Below are 17,217 nucleotides of genomic sequence, written 5' to 3' on the forward strand. Positions count from 1 at the left end.
CCTCCAGCGGGCCTGGATCCGTTCCAGTGCTGCTGGGGGTCACGATCCGAACCGATGGCCAGACGACTGGTGTCCCTAACCCTCCACTACTCGCGGTAACTTCCCCGGATAGCGCCCCTTGGTGCCCGCCGAAGGCGAGTTGTGGAGTCTTAGGGTCGCTCAGCTGATCAACTCACCCCACCACCCACCGGGAGTGACCAGCGGGGCATGAATCCCAGCCGACCCACGGCCGCAACACGCTGAGCGCCGCCGGGCCACCCCATTCAACTGCCGCGCAATCCCACCCACGCACCCGCAGGCGCCGATCCCCGCCCAGGACCGAGGGAGTCGTCGCGTGGCCACGCCCCCGGGCCGCCCTCCGAGTGTGAAAAGGCGACCGGAGGCGGTGGGTCAAGGGTGAAGCGAAGCGCAATCGGCGAAGCCGACGCGACGCAGGAGCGCCCTTGACGCACCGACTCCGGTCGCCACACTCGGAACGAGGGCGGCCGAACCAGAAGCCCACGGGGGCGTATCAGACCAGGAGGCTCAGAAACCCGACCCCCACCAGACCCCCCACACCAAGCCCCTCAGAACCCCAAGGTGGTCAGCAGCGGCGCAGTTCGACGGTGGGGTCGGAGGGGTCGGAGGGGTCGCGCCGGCGGCCATTCCCTCGCGGGGTGCCGTGAATGCGGAGCCAGTCGTGGATCTCGATCAGCTCGTCGGCGAGGACATCGGGCCGGGTCGGTGGGGTGTAGGTGTCCTCCGGGATCCGGTGGAGGGCGACGACCGGGAGGATCCGGTCGGTGGCCCGCTGGTAGTCGGCGTAGCCGGGGGGCCTCGGCGACCACCTTCGCGAAGAGCTCGTCGCGTTCGGCGCCCGTGGCCGCGACGGCCGTCGCCTGCCATGTGTCCGTACCCAACTCCACGGTGACGGTGGGGTTGGCCAGGATGTTGCGGTACCAGTCCGGGTGTCGGTCGGAGCCGCCCGCCGAGCCGACCACGAGGAGCCGATCACGGTCGTCGTCCCGTACGAATCCGAGCGGGGCCGTTTCCTCCCGGACCGGGCGCCCGTCGTGGTGAGAAGAAGGAGCACCGATCCCTCGAAGGGACCTACGAGCCGGCCGGCGTTGATGCGGACGGAATTCATCGATGATCTGCGTTGAAGGAGTGGGGAGGCAGAGCCGTCCCCACAGCCTTCTTGCCTCCATGCAGTCCTCTTGCCTCCATGCCTCCGCTTTCCAGCGCGGACCGGCACGCGACGCGAGTTCCTTCATCTCAACGAACCGACAAGCGCGTCGTCAAGATCCGTTTCCGCCGACGGCGCCCGGAGGAAGGAGCGGTTTGCGCTCCACCGGGGACGACAGGACGATCGAGGTCGTCGTCCGGCCGAGCGCCGAGGTCTGCTCCAGGATCTCTTCGAGATGGATGGTGTCGGTGACGGCGACCTTGAGGATCCAGCAGTCCTCGCCCACCACGTGGTGGACCTCGCGGATCTCGGGCCGGGTGGTGAGCTCCAGGGTCCGCGGGTGCTTGAGCGTGTACCCGCCGTGCGGATTGACGCGGATGAAGGCCTGGATGCCGTAGCCGAGCCGGGACGGCGAGACGTGGGCTCCGTATCCGGTGATCGCCCCGCAGGCCTCCAGCCGGCGCACCCGTTCGGTGACGGCCGCAGGGCTCAGTCGGACGCGCCGGCCGAGCTCGCTGAGTTTGATGCGGCCGTCGGTCTGGACGAGGTCCAGGATCTGCCGGTCGATGGGGTCGAAGGCGCCTCCCGAGGTTTCGTCGGCGGCAGGGCGCAGATGCCGTGGTTCCTTCGGTGCGGCGGCCTGCACTCCCATGTTTCCCCCTTCAGACGGCGAGCGCACAACGTAACACTTGTCGCATGAACATTCTGATCATCGGTGGGAACCGCTATTTCGGAAAGCGCCTGACGGCTCGTCTCCTGGAATCCGGACACGCCGTGACGATTCTCAACCGCGGTTCCTCCCGCGTTCCGAACGGCACTCCCTACGCCGCTCCGAATGACACTCCGGACAGAGTGGACCACCTGCTCGCCGACCGGAACGACGAGACGGCTCTGGAAGCGGCGCTCGGCGACCGGACTTTCGATGTCGTCGTCGACCAGGTCTGCTACACCCCGCTCCAGGCCGCCATTGCCCGGCGGGTGTTCGGGCCGCGCACGGGGCGCTATGTGATGACGTCGACGGTGGAGGTGTACGAGTACGAGGACTCGGCCGCGCCCGTACGGGAGGAGGCGGTCGATCCGCGCACGGTCACTGTCGATCTCGACCTTCCCTGGGACGACGGGGAGTTCCTCGACGCGCACTACGGTGAGGGAAAGCGGCAGGCGGAGGCCGTGTTCGCGGCCGAGCCGCCGTTCCCGTACACGGCGGTGCGGGTCGCCCATGTGCTGGGCGGCGGGGACGACTTCACCGGACGGGTCGAGCATTACGCGCGGCGCATCCGGGCGGGTGAGCCGATCTCCGTTCCTGCGGTGAACCACCCGGCCACCTTTGTGTACGTCGAGGAGATCGCGGAATTCCTCGCCTGGGCGGTGGAGGCCGAATTCACCGGACCGGTCAACGCCCATTCTCATGGCCCGCTCACCACTGCCGACATATGCGCCGAGATCGAGAGGCAGGTGGGTGGAGAGACCGTTCTCCATGAGGTGGAGGTCGGCGAGGTGTCGCCGTTCTCCTTCGCCCGCTCGTACGGAATGGACAACTCACGCGCGACGGCTCTCGGTTTCTCCTTCTCGAATTCCGCGCAGTGGCTGCCGCAGGCCCTCTCCGAGACGCTGGGGGCGCGCTGATGCGGTACCGGATGCTCGGGGACGTACGGGTCGGCGCGATCGGCCTCGGTGCCATGCCGCTGTCGATCGAGGGCCGTCCCGACGAGGCCCGCGCGCTCGCCACCATCCACGCGGCGCTCGACGCGGGCGTGACACTGCTCGACACGGCGGATTCGTACCACCCGCCGGGCGGCGAGCCCGGCGAGGGCGAGCTGCTGGTGGCGCGGGCCCTGGCCACGTACGGGGGTCGTGGCCGGGGCGGGGACGGTACTGACGACGTACTCGTCGCCACGAAGGGCGGGCGGGGGCGGACGGCCGACGGTGGCTGGACGGTCGACGGAAGGCCCGCCCACCTGCGGCGGGCGGCCGAGGCGTCCGCGCGCCGGCTCGGGGTCGAGGCGATCGGGCTGTACCAGCTGCACAAGCCGGACCCGGCCGTGCCGTACGCCGAATCGCTCGGCGCGGTACGGGAGTTGCTGGACGTGGGCACGATCCGGCTGGCCGGGATCTCCAATGTGGACGTGGCGCAGATCCGGCTCGCGCGGGAGATCCTGGGCGACCGGCTGGTTTCCGTACAGAACCGGTACTCCCCCGCCGTGCGGACCGACGAGGCGGAGCTGCGGCTCTGCGCGGAACTCGGTCTGGCCTTCATGCCGTGGAGTCCGCTGGGCGGGATCTCGCGGAGCTCGCTGGACGGGGCATCGGCGCCGGACGGGGCGCCGACGCCGGACGGAGCGCCGGCGCCGAACGGGACACCCGACGGGGCATCGGCGCCGGACGGGGCGTCGGCGTTGGAGGCGGACCCCGAGTTCGGAGGGTTCCACCGGGTGGCGCGGGCGCGCGGGGTGAGTCCGCAGCGGGTGGCGCTCGCCTGGCTGCTCGCGCGGTCGGAGACGGTGCTCCCGATCCCGGGGGCGAGCCGTCCGGAGTCGGCGCGGGACTCGGCGGCCGCCGCCGAACTCGTACTGGACGCGGGTGAGTTGGCGGAGCTGGACGTTCAGTAACCGAAGACACCGGACCCATTGACGGGGCCGGTGTCTCCAACTACAAAAGCCTCCTGAGAGCGCTCTCAGGCGCTCATCCCCCACCGGAGGTGTTCTCCTTGAGCCGCGTCCGACGCACCCCTCTGCTCGCCTCACTCCTCGCCGCCGCCCTCGCCACGGGCGCCCTGCTCGGCCTGGGCGGCACCGGCACCGCCAGCGGCGCCGTACCGCCGCCGGCGCCCGGCTGGTCGCTCCAGTGGAGCGACGACTTCAACGGTCCCGACCGCGCCCTGCCGAACTCCGCCGACTGGCAGATCGACACCGGTCACGGCTACCCGGGCGGGCCCGCCAACTGGGGCACCGGAGAAATCCAGAACTACACCTCGAGCCCCGACAACCTGCGCCTCGACGGCACCGGCAACCTGCGGATCACCCCGCTCAAGGACGGCGCCGGCAACTGGACCTCGGCCCGCATCGAGACCAAGCGCGCCGACTTCAAGGCTCCCGCGGGCGGAACCCTGCGCATCGAGGGCCGGGTCCAGATGCCGAACGTGACCGGTGACGCGGCCCTCGGCTACTGGCCCGCCTTCTGGGCGCTCGGCGCGCCCTACCGGGGCAACTACTGGAACTGGCCGGCCATCGGCGAGTTCGACATCATGGAGAACGTCAACGGCCTCAACTCGGTCTGGGGCGTGCTGCACTGCGGGGTGAACCCGGGCGGCCCCTGCGGGGAGACCACCGGCATCGGCGCCAGCCGCACCTGCCCCGGCGCGAGCTGCCAGTCGGCCTTCCACACGTACCGCTTCGAGTGGGACCGCTCGACCTCCCCCAACGAGCTGCGCTGGTACGTGGACGACCAGCTCTTCCACAGCGTGAACGAGACCCGGGTCGGCGCTCAGGCGTGGGCCGACATGACCAGCCACGCGGGCTACTTCATCCTGCTCAACGTGGCGATGGGCGGGGCCTTCCCGGACGCGCTGGCCGGGAAGACGCCGACGGCGGCGACGGTGTCCGGGCGGCCGATGCTCGTCGACTACGTGGCGGTGTGGACGAAGGGCGGCGGCACGACCCCGCCGACCACTCCGCCGACGACTCCCCCACCCTCGGGCTCCTCGCAGCTGTATCTGCGGACCGGCTCGGGCGCGGGCGACGCCGAGTCGGCCGCCTCCGCCGTCACCCTGGCTTCGGCGGGCGGCGCCAACCATGACGGCAGCCCGGTCAACGCGCAGGTCTTCACGTCGGGCCCGATCACGCGGACGTACAACGGCGGCTCGACGCAGTTCGACCTGTCCGTGGACGCCGGTTCCGTCGTCGCCAACGGACAGCAGATACGGGTGAGTTACGACCGTACGGGCGACGGGAGCTGGGAGCGCGTGGAGACGTACCAGTACTTCGCGACCGATCCCGTACCGGGCTACGAGCACTACACGCAGGCGAGGGGACTGCGGTCGGCCACCGGCAGCCACGGGGACCTGGTGAACGGACGGGTCCGGATCGAGGTGTGGAACGCGATCGGGAACGGGCCGAGCACGGTCGGCGTCGGGAACCAGTCGGTGGTCAGGATCCCGTTCTCGTGACCCCTGCCGCCTGAGACTCGAGCGAGCGGGATCGCCCCGTCCGTGACGCACGAGCAGGACGATCTCGCCCCGTGACGCACAGAGCAATCCGCCCCGCCCGTGACGCACGAAGCAAGCGATCCCACCCGTCTATGCACGAAGCAGCACGACCCCGGCCGCACGCGCGGCCGGGGTCGTCCCTTTCCCCGAGGCCCGGATCCGGCTCAAGGCCCGGGACTCGGGAAGCTTCAGACGCCGGCGCGGGCCTTCTCCACGCCCTCCCCGGGGCCGTCGGCCCGCTGGTCGGGCATGGAGGTCGCCGGGGCGTGGTCGTCGACCAGGGTCTTCTCGTCGAACGGGACCCGGCCTGCCAGGACCTCGGAGACCCGGGCCTTGTCGATCTCCTTGGTCCAGGTGCCGACGAGGACGGTCGCGACCGCGTTGCCGGCGAAGTTCGTCAGGGCGCGGGCCTCGCTCATGAAGCGGTCGATGCCGACGATCAGACCGACGCCGTCGACCAGCTCGGGCCGGTGCGACTGGAGGCCGCCGGCGAGGGTCGCGAGACCGGCGCCGGTGACGCCGGCCGCACCCTTCGAGGCGATGATCATGAAGACCAGCAGGCTGATCTGCTCGGCGAGCGAGAGCGGGTTGCCCATCGCCTCGGCGACGAAGAGCGAGGCCATGGTCAGGTAGATCGCCGTGCCGTCCAGGTTGAAGGAGTAGCCGGTCGGCACGGTGATGCCGACGACGGGCTTGCTGACACCCAGGTGCTCCATCTTGGCGATGAGGCGCGGCAGCGCCGACTCGGAGGACGAGGTGGAGAGGATCAGCAGGAACTCGCGGCCGAGGTACTTCAGCAGCGCGAGGATGTTGACCCCGGCGACCACCCGCAGCAGCGCGCCGAGCACCACGAAGACGAAGAGCGCGCAGGTCACGTAGAAGCCGATCATGATGACCGCGAGCGACTTCAGCGCGTCGATGCCGGTCGCGCCGACGACCGCCGCGATGGCGCCGAAGGCGCCGATCGGGGCCGCCCACATGATCATGGCGAGGATGCGGAAGACCAGCCGCTGGATGTGCCCGATGCCGCGCAGGACCGGCTCACCGGCCCTGCCCATCGCCTGGAGCGCGAAGCCCGCGAGGAGGGCGACGAGGAGGGTCTGGAGGACCTCGCCCTCGGTGAAGGCGGAGACCAGGGTCTTCGGGATGATCCCGAGGAGGAAGTCGACGGTGGACTCGCTCGCCCCGTCGGCCTGCTTGGCGCCGGCCTCGGCGACCTCCTTGGTGAGGTGGAGGCTGGAGCCGGGGTCCAGGATGTTGCCCACGAGAAGGCCGATGGCGAGGGCCACGGTGGACATCACGAGGAAGTACCCGAGCGCGAGCCCGCCGACGGCACCGACCTTCGCGGCCTTCCGGACCGAGCCGACGCCGAGGACGATCGTGCAGAAGATGATCGGCGAGATCATCATCTTGATCAGGTTCACGAAGCCGGTGCCCAGTGGCTTGAGCTCAACGGCGACGCCCGGCGCCACGAACCCGACCGTGATGCCGAGTACGACGGCGGCGATGACTGCGAGATACAGGTAGTGGGTACGGTCCCGTTGTGCGGCCACGGGGTCCTCCTCGTGCTGATGGATGTCCACGTCCCGGTGGATCCCAGCGAATATCCATCAGCCTGTGACCCGGGTCACCCTTACGTTCGTTTCGTTCACGACCGAACCATGTGCGTTCCTGACCGAACCGTCCGGCGGAGAACGATTCGGGAACGGGATTCCCCGCCGCAAATCCGGCCAGGCACACTTACCGACATGCGCATACCGTTCCCCCGACCCCGCAGCCTCGCCGGCCAGCTCTTCGCGATGCAGGTCGTGCTCGTGGCCGCGATCGTGGCCGGGTGCGCCGTCTTCGCGTACATCACGGACCGCGCCCAGGCCGAGGAGACCGCGACCCGCCAGGTCACCGCGCTCGCGACGGCCGTCGCCGAGTCCCCCTCGGTGGTGGAGGCGGCCGGCTCCACGGACCCGAGCGCGCGGCTCCAGCCGTACGCGGAGTCGCTGCGGCAGCACTCCGGGGTCGCCTTCGTGGTGATCATGGCCCCGGACGGCACGCGCTGGACGCATCCGGAGCCGGACCAGATCGGCCGCACGTACCTCGGCCACATCGAGCCGGCCCTCAAGGGGACGACCTTCTCCGAGACGCACATGGGCACGCTCGGCCGCTCGGTCCGCGCGGTCGCACCGGTCCTCGACGACGGCCGGGTCGTCGGTCTGGTCAGCTCGGGCATCACGATCGAGAAGATCAGCGAGCAGGTACGGGAGCAGGTGACGGCCCTGCTCGGAATGGCGGGGGCGGCGCTGGCGCTCGGCGGTATCGGCACGTACGTCATCAACGCCCGGCTGCGGCGGCACACGCACGGCATGAACGCGGCCGAGCTGAGCCGGATGCACGACTACCACGAGGCCGCGCTGCACGCGGTGTCCGAGGGGCTCGTGATGCTGGACGGGCAGCGACGGATCGCGCTCATCAACGACGGGGCGCGGGAGCTGCTCGGTCTCGACGCCGACGTGGTGGGCAGGTCGGCGGCGGATCTGGGGCTGCCGGTCTCGCTCACGAGTGCGTTGCTCGCCTCGGAGCCGCGGGTGGACGAGCTGCATCTGACGTCCGAGCGGGTGCTCGTGGTCAACACCCGTCCGGTGGTGGGCGGGGAGCGTCGGGGTACGGTCGTGACGCTTCGGGACCGTACGGAACTCCAGGCGCTGTCGGGCGAGTTGACCTCCGAGCGGGGGTTCACGCAGGCGCTCCGCTCGCAGGCCCACGAGGCGGCGAACCGACTGCACACGGTTGTCTCGCTGATCGAACTGGGTCGGGTGGACGAGGCCGTCGGCTTCGCTACCGCCGAACTGGAGCTGGCGCAGGCGCTCACCGACCGGGTGGTCGACGCGGTCGGTGAGCCGGTCCTGGCGGCTCTGCTGCTCGGCAAGGCGGCGCAGGCGAACGAGTCGGGGGTGGAGCTGGTCCTGACCGAGGACAGCCGCATCGACGACGGGCTGCTGCCACCGGCTGTTCCGTCCCGGGACCTGGTCACGATCCTCGGCAACCTGATCGACAACGCGGTCGAGGCGGCGAGCGGTACGCCGCAGGGGCGGGTCACGGTCACGGCCCGCACCCACGACGGGGAGCTCCTCCTCCGGGTCTCCGACACCGGCCCGGGGATCGAGGCGGGCGCCCCGGACGCGGTCTTCGACCGCGGCTGGTCCACCCGAGGCCCCGGCCGAGGCCTCGGCCTCGCCCTGGTCCGCCAGGCGACGACGCGGGCCGCGGGCACGGTGGTCCTGACCCGGGCCCCGGAGGGCGGCGCGGAATTCACCGTACGACTGCCTCTGACGGACGAGGCGGGGGCGCCCCCGGAGCCGGCACAGGCGGGACAGGCGACCCCGGAGCCGGCACAGGCAAGGCACGCACCCTCGGAGGCGACACAAGCGGGACAGGCGCCCCCCAAGCCGGCACAGGCGGGACAGGCGACCCCGGAGCCGGCACAGGCAAGGCACGCACCCTCGGAGGCGACACAAGCGGGACAGGCGCCCCCCAAGCCGACGCAGGCGACCCCGAAGCCCGCACAGACGGGGGCGACCCCGACCCCGGTGTCCCCAGACCTCGCAGCAGACGCGAGCCCCGCATCCCGGCCCGGCACGCCCGGCCCCACTCCGGCGGCGGAGGCCGCGCCCGGCTCCCCCGGTGCGGAGGTGCCCGCATGAGTCAGGACATCCGCGTGCTGGTCGTCGAGGACGACCCCGTCGCCGCCGACGCGCACGCGCTCTACGCCGGGCGGGTGCCCGGGTTCGTCGTCGTCGGCGTCGCGCACTCGCGGGCCGCGGCCGTCCGCGTCCTCGACCGCCTGCCGGTCGATCTGATCCTGCTCGACCTGTATCTGCCCGACGGCCACGGGCTGCAGCTGCTGCGGTCGCTGCGCGCCGGCGGGCACTCCGCCGACGTCATCGCCGTCACCTCCGCCCGCGATCTCGCGATCGTGCGCGAAGGGGTGTCGCTCGGTGTCGTCCAGTACGTCCTGAAGCCGTTCACCTTCGCGACCCTGCGGGACCGGCTCACCCGGTACGCCGAGTTCCGTGCCACCGCCGGGGAGGCGTCCGGGCAGGACGAGGTGGACCGTGCCCTGGCGACCCTGCGCACCCCGCAGCCCGCCTCGCTGCCCAAGGGGCTGAGCGCCCCCACCCTGGAGGCCGTCACCCGTACCCTCCGGGACACGCCGGACGGGCTGACCGCCGCCGAGGCCGGGGCGGCCGTGGGGATCTCCCGGATCACCGCGCGCCGCTATCTGGAGCATCTGGTCACGGACGGGCGGGCCGCGCGGGCCCCGCAGTACGGGCAGATCGGCCGTCCGGAGCTCCAGTACCGGTGGATCACGACGATCGGTCGCTGAGACGGGTCTCCGCGATCGCCGTCACCTCAGTCCGGGCACGTTCCCCGCGGCAGCCATGTGGGAAGGCCCTGGCGTTCGTCCTCGGAGATGTCACGGCCGAGGACCTCGCACAGCCGGTCCTTCCAGAGCTCGGGGTCCAAGCGGAGGACGTCGACCTGGGTGTCCTCGGTGAGCCGTAGCAGGGTCCTGCCGTCCGGCGAGGCCGCGAGGAACCGCTGGTTCTCCTCGAAGTCGTAGGACTCTCCGCCGCCGGGCTCGGTCGCGTCCTGGACGCGTACGGAGTCCTCGTTGGCCAGGAAGAACCGCGAGCCACCCGGCAGGAATCCCATCCGGTAGTCCCCGTACGGGTGGAGGGGCCCGAGGGGGCCGAGTACCCGTTCCATGGGCCGCCCGGGCCCTACCGACCACAACTCCACCATGTCGCGCGTGTTCTTCACGACCGCGTAGCGGCCGCTGGGGTCGAGCACGGCGTGAACGACATCCGGAGGGAAACGGAGCTGAAGTTCCTTGTCCTCCTGGCCTGTTCGCAGGTCCACGGCATGGATGACCGAAGACCCCTCGATCATGATCTGCGCATGGTCGGGTTTCGGATAGCGGTCCACCGTGAACCGCGGCGGGCTCTTGTCGGTGAGTCCCAGCGAACCGACGTCGATCGGCTCGGACTGCCGCCTGCCGGTTCGGGCGTCCCAGTGCTCGAGGCGGGTTCCGGTAACGGTCAGCAGCCGGCCGTCGTCGAGGAAGGTGAGTTCCACGTCGTCCGTCGTCTTCCCGGCCTTGTCGACCGGGGGCCGGGCGGTGGTGATGTCCGTGACCTGGCGCAGGGACGGGACCTCCCACACCCGGATGGTGTTCGGGCCGACGAGGTCGGCCGCGAGCGTCTGGGAGGGATTGACCTTGACCTCCGGGGGACCCTGGCGAAAGTCCGCCGATGTGTCCCGCGCCGGCCGCTTCACCTGTTGGAGCGGGGTCGTCTCTCCACGGTCTCCCATGCGGACGACGGCCAGGGTGTCACCGTCGGCGCCCGCCCGTACGAGCGCCGTGCGTCCGTTGCCGAGCAGCACCGGAGGGCTGTCGGCCTCGAAGGTGTCCATGCTCAGGGGACGTCCGGTCACGGCGGTCTCGTCCCATGTGACCAGGACCGGATCCCCGGGTCCGCCGACGAGGGACAGGTCTTCGAGGTTGACATCGCTCGGCCCGGCCGCCTCCTTCGCCCCCTTGCCCGGCCGTGTGTCGACAGCGCCCACTTGGCTCCGGACACCCGCACCGCGAAGCGCTCTCCCGTCCGGTCCATGGCGATACCTCGGTCACAGCCCTTGTGGACGGGGTCGGACTCGTACGTGGTGAGCAGGCGTCCGTCCCTCACCCGTACGGCCCGGTAGACGGCGCCGCCCTCGCCCTGTCCCGGCCGGCAGATGGTCAGCACCGCTCCGTCGCCCGACAGTGCGAGGCGCGGCCGCTCCGGCATGCCGGCACCGCTCGCCAGCAGCCGTGTCTTCCCGGTGCCCGTGGCGACGGCCATCACCGAGGCGTCCGCGCCCTTCTCGGTGTCGTGGGGCCGCTGGATCACGAGCGTGCGCTCGTCCGGGCCGAACCAGACCTTCTCCAGCACGGGGACGCGCGCAGGAAGCCCTCGTCCCTTCTCCGTCGCCAGATCCCAGATCCGGGCTCGCCCGTTCACCGCCAGGACCACCTCGCCGGCGTCCGGGGAGAAGTCCGCGAGGCCGACGTTCTGGTAGATCCCCGTCGGCTCGACATCGCCGAAGTCGCTGTGCCGGATCGTGTGGGCAGGACCCAGCACGTTCTCGGCGTCGCGGTTCACGTCGTGCCAGACGAGGGTGCCGCCGTCCTGCGCCGACAGGTACGCGATCCTCCGGCCGTCCCTGCTGACCAGTGGGTAGAGGACCTGCTGGGCCAGGCGCAGGGGTTCGCGGTGGATCCCGCCCCCAGCCCGGCGAACGAACAGCACCGCGCCGCCCTTCCCAGTCGCCGTCCCACCGATCTCGGTCGTCGCGAGGATCACGGCGCCGTCCGTGCTGGTCGCCACGTCCTGTATCGGGGACTCGGTGCCGGTCAGCACCCAGCGGGCGGCGTGGAACTGGTCGTACCGGCGCAGCAGCGCGTTACCGGCCTCCTGGGTGGGCTCGATGTCGTGTGCCGCGATGGCGACCAGGGCCGCGAGCCCCGGATCGCGCGTCGTCAGGTCGTCCGAGAGGGAGGCCAGCGCGCGCGAGCGCCCTTCCGCCTGACGTTCGGCACTCACCCGCGACTGCTGGACGAGGAACGTGCCCAGCGCGGCGATCAGCGCGAGCACGAGCGCGGCCGCGATCCACGCGGCCCGTGAGCGGTTCCGGCGCGTGCGTTGACGCCGCCACGCCAGGTCGAGGAACGCCCTTTCCTCCGGGGCGAGTTCCGTCTCCCGGCCGTGCAGACGGCCGCGCAGGGAGTGGAGCTGCGGCGGGCCGGGCAGCAGGTCGTTGGGCTCGTCGGCCTTCCGCCAGCGGTCGAGGTCATGGGCGAGTTCCGCCCGGCCGGCCAGGAACTCCGCGTCGGCCGTCACCTGGCGTGCGAGCGTCGGCCAGGCGCTGATCAGTGCCTCGTGAGCGAGTTCGGCGCTCTGCGCTTCCCCCTCGTCCCCGTGGAGAACGAGCAGCCGTCGTGCGGCGAGCGAGGTCGCGATCCGCCACCGCGTCTCCCCGGCCTCTTCCCGGGTGAGCATGCGCCGCAGCGGAGCCTCGCTGCCCGGCAGGACCCGGACCAGGCCGGTCAGCAGCCGCCGCGCCTCGTCGTCGTCACCTCTCTCGACGCACTCGCTCCAGGCCTGCTCGGCGTGGCGGCGCAGGGCGCCGGACACGCCCCCGCTCGCTTCGTACGTCGAGGTCCGCAGCCGTCCCCCGGCCTGCTGGTCCCACAGCTGGGCGAGGACGAATCCCAGCAGGGGCAGGATTCCCGGTTCGCCGCCCGCGTCGTCGAGGACGCGCCGCTCCAGGCCCGGGTCGTACTCCACGGCCGGCACGCGCCTGACCGGCTCACTGATCACTTCCGCGAGTTGGGACCGGGACATGGGGGTGAGGGGTACCGTGACGCCCCGCTTCAGCGCGGGGCCGAGACGCGCGTGGTTCAGGGCCGCGTCCATGAAGTCGGCGCGCAGGGTGACCAGGACCCGTACACCGCCCTGCTGCCGCTCGGGGAAGAGCAGACGGGCGACCTCCTCGGCCTCGGCTTCGGAGCGGTCCAGGAGCGCCTCGGCCTGGTCCAGTACGACGAGGAGTCGGCCGGTCGACGGGCCCAGGGCACGCTGGACGGTGTCCGCGAGGCCCAACTCGTCGAGCCATCCCTCCACTTGGTCGGCGCTCCGCGCGCGCGACGGTCCGTGCTGCGGCCCGGACCGTGCGGTCTCGAACAGTTCGGTGGCGAGCGCGGCGCGGAGGGATTGGAAGCGTACGGCGTTCAGCCGGACGATCCGGTGTCCGTCCTGCCTCATCCTCGGTACGACACCGGCCAGGGCGAGCGAGGACTTGCCGCAGCCCGACGGTCCGTACAGCGTGACCGTGGGCTGATCGCCCCGCAGGGCGGTGACCACACGCTCGATGTCGTCGTCGCGTCCGAAGAAGACGTCCGCGTCGCCCTCCTGGAAGGGGGCGAGACCCCGGAAGGGCGTGGCCGGGGTCACGAACGGGGCGAGTTCGGGTACTTCCCGCAGCAGGGTTCTCACGCGCAGGACGAACGCCTGCTGGGCCTCGCGCACCGGCTGTGCGGCCACCATCATCCCGACGGCGGCTCCCAGTGTGTCGTCCCAGACGGGGCTGCCGCTGAAGCCGCCCTTGACGTGCACGGCCTCGCCGTCGGTCCGCGAGAGCTGGATCCAGCCCTGCCGGGTGGGACCGCGGAATCGGCCGCTCTGCCAGATGCCGTCGGGGTGTTCGTCGGTGAAGCCGACGGTGCGCGTCTCGTGGTCCCACACGCCTTGCCGCGGGTCGGCCATGGGGAGCGGACGGGCTCCGGGGATCCGGTTCCGAAGCCGGAGAACGGCTATGTCCCCGGTCTGGTCGGGCCTGATCGGCACCCAGCTCTGGACATGGGCGAGCTCGTCACGACCGTCGGCGTCGTGGGCGAGCTCGCCGCCGTCGCCGTCGGAGTGCTCGGCGTAGGCGCCGTCAGGGTGCTCGCCTCCGTCGCCGTACGGGTGCTCGGCGAGTGGCAGGTCGACCGTGACCTCGGTGCCGGTGTCCACCGCGTCCGCGCGGGGCCGGCCCAGCGCGTCCGAGACCACATGCGCGCAGGTGAGGACGAGGTCGGGCGCGACGAGGAAGCCCGCGCCACCGATCGCGCCGTCGGCTCCCTTGATCCGTACGACGGCCGAGACCAGCCTCGACTCCGCGTGCTCGGCGCCCTGCTCCCCGACCCCCGTCACCACACCCTCCGAGCCCGGCTCAGCCCTGGCGGGAATTGTCTCCCTCTGCGTCCCTCGCGTCACGCCTGTTCCAGGTCAAACTCACGGAGAAATTGGCCGCTGTCGCCGTGCTGGCGATCACCACGTCCGCCTCGGCCGACAGGGAGACCCCGAACTCCAACGTGATCTCGTCCGGCGCCTGCGCCATCCCCTGGAACCGCCCCACGAAGCTCTCCGCCACGGGGCGTACGGTGTCCAGCATCTGGCCGAGCGACCTCTCGGCCCGCGCTATGGTGCGTCCACCTCGGCCCACGCGGACGAGCGAGTCGTCCACCTCTCGGATCTGGACCCGCACGAACTCGTCACTGCCGTCACCCAGAGGCACTTCCACCGTATGGACGGGGCGGTCGCTCATGTCTCCTCCATCATTTGGGAGTTGGAGATCATAGCCGGATGCGTTCCGGCGCTCCGCCGCCGAGCGTGACCGGTCATCGGACATTGCCCACCGGTCACCGAACGCGACGGAGATCAATACGGATTGTTACCGACCGGTTCCGACGTTTCTACGACTTCTGGCCTTGGGTGAACGCACCGTAGCCATTTGTCACGTTCCGCATCTACCGTGTCAGGGTGCAACCCTCCCCTCCCTCACCTCCCTTCAACGCCCTCGCCGCGCGCCGATTGCGCGAAGGCCTCGGCATGGCTCCGGGCCATGTCGCCTACGGTCTTCGCGCGCAGTACGGCCTCGCGGTCACCCCCGACACCGTCATCGCCTGGGAACGCGGCCGGCTCGCCCCGACCGCTCAGGAGCTCACCGCTCTCGCGGGCGTCCTCTGGTGTGCCCCCGGCGAGCTGATCGCGGCCGCCACCACCCTGCGCGAGCACCGGATGGCCCGGGGCTTCGCCCCGGACGACCTGGCGCGCCGGGTGGGCCTCGACGCCCCCGGCTATCTGCGGATGGAGGAGTCGGGCCGCTGGCGCGGCAACGAACGCCAGACCGCCGCCCTCGCCCAGACCCTCGGTCTCGGGCCGCGCGCCCTGCTCACGGTGACCGGCAGGAACGAGGACCTGGCCCAGCTGCTGCGGGACGCGGCCACGACGCGCTGGCAGGCGTACGTGCGCCCGGTCGTGAAGCTGCTGCCGGTACAGAAGCGGACTCTGGAGTTCGCGCTCCAGCGGCTGCACACCGACTACCACGCGAAGATGGCGGCGACGAGCAGCTGGGGCGCCTCGGGCGACAGCGGGGACTCGGGCCGCGCGTACCTCGACGGAATCGTCGACCGCTTCTGGGAGTTGGTCGAGTCGTAGGGTGTCGTCATGAGACGACACGTACCCTTCGAGAACCTCCACAACTTCCGTGACCTGGGCGGCTATCGGACCGCCGACGGCGCAACCGTCCGCTGGGACGTCCTCTACCGCTCCGACTCCCTCGCCAAGCTGCGCGGCCCCGACCTGGACCGCTTCCAGGAGCTCGGCGTGGCCGCGGTGATCGACCTGCGCTACCCGTGGGAGATCGCCGCCAAGGGCCGTATGCCGGAGACGGACGGCATCACCTGGCACAACCTGAGCATCGAGCACCGCCCCTACGACCAGGCGGAGATCGATCCGGACCTCGACCCGTGGCGCTACCTCGCCGACCGGTTCGCCGAGGTCGCGGCCGACGGCGCCGTGGAGCTGCGCGAGGCCCTGGAGGTGATCGCGTCCGCGGAGGGGCCCCTCGTCTTCCACTGTGCCTCGGGGAAGGACCGTACGGGCCTGCTCGCCGCCGTGGTCCTCTCCCTTCTCGACGTCTCCGACGAGCAGATCCTCGCCGACTTCGCGCTGACCGAACTGGCCACCGAACGGCTGATCGCCGACTGGCACGCCGCCCATCCGGGGCGGGAACTGCGCTGGCCGGGATACGGCAGGGCACCCGCGGAGATCATGCGGCTCTTCCTCGCGGACCTGCGCGCGGAGTACGGATCGGTGTACGCGTACGTCACCGGGCACGTGGGCCTGGATCCGACCGTGGTGGAGACCCTCCGCAAGCGCCTGGTGGAGCCCGCGGGGGTCTAGAGCCTGACGGAGGACGAGCACCGCCTCGCAGCCGCTGGGCTCTTCGCCCTGCTGGAGGAGTGAGTTCTTCGACTGCCGGAGAATCCGAGCATGACGACGAACGCCTCAGGCGCGGACAAGGTGGAAGCGGCATGGCAGGAGCTGCTCGACTCCGACAGGGTGAGCAAGGAGTTGGTCACGGCGGCATACGCCGAGCCACGGCTGCGGCAGCTCTTCCCCTGGACCGGTATGTGGGAGCTGCACTTCAGTCGCTGCACCGAGCAGAGGTGGACGTGGGACGTGCCCTACATCGGCCCGGCGAAGGCCGGCCCGAACCACACCGGGCCGTACTACGTCGAGGGACCTTCGCGGACTCGGAAGGTCGGTAGCGCTGGTACGGCGCAGGAGGCGGTCGCCATGGTCGTCGAGCGACTGCCGGCCAACTGCGGCCCCGCGTTCCATGGCACAGCCGACGAACTCGCCGCGTGTGAGGGCCTGAAGAGCCGCAACGAGTGACCGCGAAGAGAGAAGGGCCGTAGTTCCCCTTGGACGAAGCACGTGAGGCAGGCGGACGCGTCCTGGGTCGAGCCCCGAGCGGTTTCAGTTGTGGAGGTACGGCGTCGGCCACTCGCGGCTGTTCATCCTCAGCGGCGGAGGGTATTTCGAGGACACCGCACCGATCGGGCTCTGCTTCGAGGACGTGCGGCGGATGAACATCGGCCGGTCGTTCCGCGGCCTGAGCCTGGAGACGGCGGACGAAACCGTCCTGGCGGACATCGCCGCCACGGGCTGCATGGAGCCTCCCCGTCCCTGGCTGACTCCGGTGCTGCGCAGCGAGGATTCGCTCAGCTGGGTCGTCTGCTCCGCGGTGACCGTCGGAGTCTGCCCGCCCTACGCCACCCGGCAGGGTCCCGTCGAAATCGATCCGGTCCACTTCACCACGAAGCCCGCCTAGGACTTGTCCGGCCGATCATGTGACTACCGCGTGTCCGAGTCGTTGATGTGGGCATGGGGCGGGGTGATCTGAGTGATGCCGAGTGGGAACG

The 17,217-nt window shown here is 70.9% G+C and carries 15 protein-coding genes; 9 read left to right on the forward strand and 6 right to left on the reverse strand.

Annotation, left to right across the window (positions count from 1 at the left end; translation table 11 throughout):
- Nucleotides 1-566: 566 nt before the first annotated feature.
- Together ACZ561_RS27540 and ACZ561_RS27545 are read right to left on the reverse strand one after the other, a co-directional pair.
- Complete coding sequence (locus ACZ561_RS27540) at nt 567-1,253, reverse strand: nitroreductase family deazaflavin-dependent oxidoreductase (RefSeq protein WP_470999781.1); 687 nt, start codon at nt 1,251-1,253, stop codon at nt 567-569.
- 24 nt (nt 1,254-1,277) lie between these two features.
- Complete coding sequence (locus ACZ561_RS27545) at nt 1,278-1,817, reverse strand: Lrp/AsnC family transcriptional regulator (RefSeq protein WP_470999782.1); 540 nt, start codon at nt 1,815-1,817, stop codon at nt 1,278-1,280.
- A 44-nt stretch (nt 1,818-1,861) separates the two neighbouring features.
- On the opposite strand from ACZ561_RS27545, the gene ACZ561_RS27550 reads away from it, so the two are divergent.
- The 3 genes from ACZ561_RS27550 to ACZ561_RS27560 all read left to right on the forward strand — a co-directional run bounded on the left by ACZ561_RS27550 (nt 1,862) and on the right by ACZ561_RS27560 (nt 5,330).
- Nucleotides 1,862-2,791, forward strand: a complete 930-nt coding sequence (locus ACZ561_RS27550) for an NAD-dependent epimerase/dehydratase family protein (protein WP_470999784.1) — start codon at nt 1,862-1,864, stop codon at nt 2,789-2,791.
- Nucleotides 2,791-3,774 carry an aldo/keto reductase gene (locus tag ACZ561_RS27555; protein WP_470999786.1) on the forward strand — a complete coding sequence of 328 codons (984 nt, stop codon included), beginning with the start codon at nt 2,791-2,793 and terminating at the stop codon, nt 3,772-3,774. The genes ACZ561_RS27550 and ACZ561_RS27555 overlap by 1 nt, the downstream gene beginning before the upstream one ends.
- Before the next feature lie 98 nt (nt 3,775-3,872).
- Nucleotides 3,873-5,330, forward strand: coding sequence for a glycoside hydrolase family 16 protein (locus ACZ561_RS27560; RefSeq protein ID WP_470999788.1), 1,458 nt, complete (start codon nt 3,873-3,875; stop codon nt 5,328-5,330).
- Nucleotides 5,331-5,557: 227 nt separating this feature from the next.
- Here the strand turns inward: ACZ561_RS27560 and ACZ561_RS27565 are convergent, their stop codons facing one another.
- The gene (locus tag ACZ561_RS27565; RefSeq protein WP_470999790.1) at nt 5,558-6,922 is read right to left on the reverse strand and encodes a cation:dicarboxylate symporter family transporter; all 1,365 of its coding nucleotides are present in this window, start codon (nt 6,920-6,922) and stop codon (nt 5,558-5,560) included.
- 195 nt (nt 6,923-7,117) lie between these two features.
- On the opposite strand from ACZ561_RS27565, the gene ACZ561_RS27570 reads away from it, so the two are divergent.
- Nucleotides 7,118-9,064: an ATP-binding protein gene (locus ACZ561_RS27570; protein WP_470999792.1), complete on the forward strand. Its 1,947-nt coding sequence runs from the start codon at nt 7,118-7,120 to the stop codon at nt 9,062-9,064.
- Nucleotides 9,061-9,747 carry a response regulator gene (locus ACZ561_RS27575; RefSeq protein WP_376439356.1) on the forward strand — a complete coding sequence of 229 codons (687 nt, stop codon included), beginning with the start codon at nt 9,061-9,063 and terminating at the stop codon, nt 9,745-9,747. Before ACZ561_RS27570 ends, ACZ561_RS27575 begins: the two co-directional genes overlap by 4 nt.
- Before the next feature lie 26 nt (nt 9,748-9,773).
- Here the strand turns inward: ACZ561_RS27575 and ACZ561_RS27580 are convergent, their stop codons facing one another.
- From ACZ561_RS27580 to ACZ561_RS27590, 3 genes are read right to left on the reverse strand one after another with little or no spacing between them, the layout of a single operon-like run.
- Nucleotides 9,774-10,859 (reverse strand): WD40 repeat domain-containing protein, encoded by a 1,086-nt coding sequence (locus tag ACZ561_RS27580; RefSeq protein WP_470999793.1) that lies wholly within the window; start codon nt 10,857-10,859, stop codon nt 9,774-9,776.
- Entirely contained in the window at nt 10,856-14,158 is a 3,303-nt protein-coding gene (locus ACZ561_RS27585; protein WP_470999795.1) for an nSTAND1 domain-containing NTPase, read from the reverse strand. Before ACZ561_RS27585 ends, ACZ561_RS27580 begins: the two co-directional genes overlap by 4 nt.
- 19 nt (nt 14,159-14,177) lie before the next feature.
- Nucleotides 14,178-14,552, reverse strand: coding sequence for a CU044_2847 family protein (locus ACZ561_RS27590; RefSeq protein WP_376439362.1), 375 nt, complete (start codon nt 14,550-14,552; stop codon nt 14,178-14,180).
- A 284-nt stretch (nt 14,553-14,836) separates the two neighbouring features.
- Between ACZ561_RS27590 and ACZ561_RS27595 the strand changes: the two genes are divergently transcribed.
- The 4 genes from ACZ561_RS27595 (at nt 14,837) to ACZ561_RS27610 (ending at nt 17,126) form a co-directional block, all read left to right on the forward strand.
- Entirely contained in the window at nt 14,837-15,445 is a 609-nt protein-coding gene (locus tag ACZ561_RS27595) for an XRE family transcriptional regulator (RefSeq protein WP_470999827.1), read from the forward strand.
- A gap of 9 nt (nt 15,446-15,454) precedes the next feature.
- Nucleotides 15,455-16,192 (forward strand): tyrosine-protein phosphatase, encoded by a 738-nt coding sequence (locus ACZ561_RS27600; RefSeq protein ID WP_470999796.1) that lies wholly within the window; start codon nt 15,455-15,457, stop codon nt 16,190-16,192.
- 90 nt (nt 16,193-16,282) lie between these two features.
- The gene (locus ACZ561_RS27605) at nt 16,283-16,687 is read left to right on the forward strand and encodes a DUF6193 family natural product biosynthesis protein (protein WP_470999798.1); all 405 of its coding nucleotides are present in this window, start codon (nt 16,283-16,285) and stop codon (nt 16,685-16,687) included.
- A gap of 193 nt (nt 16,688-16,880) precedes the next feature.
- Nucleotides 16,881-17,126: a hypothetical protein gene (locus tag ACZ561_RS27610; protein ID WP_470999800.1), complete on the forward strand. Its 246-nt coding sequence runs from the start codon at nt 16,881-16,883 to the stop codon at nt 17,124-17,126.
- Nucleotides 17,127-17,217 lie beyond the last annotated feature (91 nt).

It is taken from the genome of Streptomyces sp. NPDC039609, from assembly GCF_055596705.1.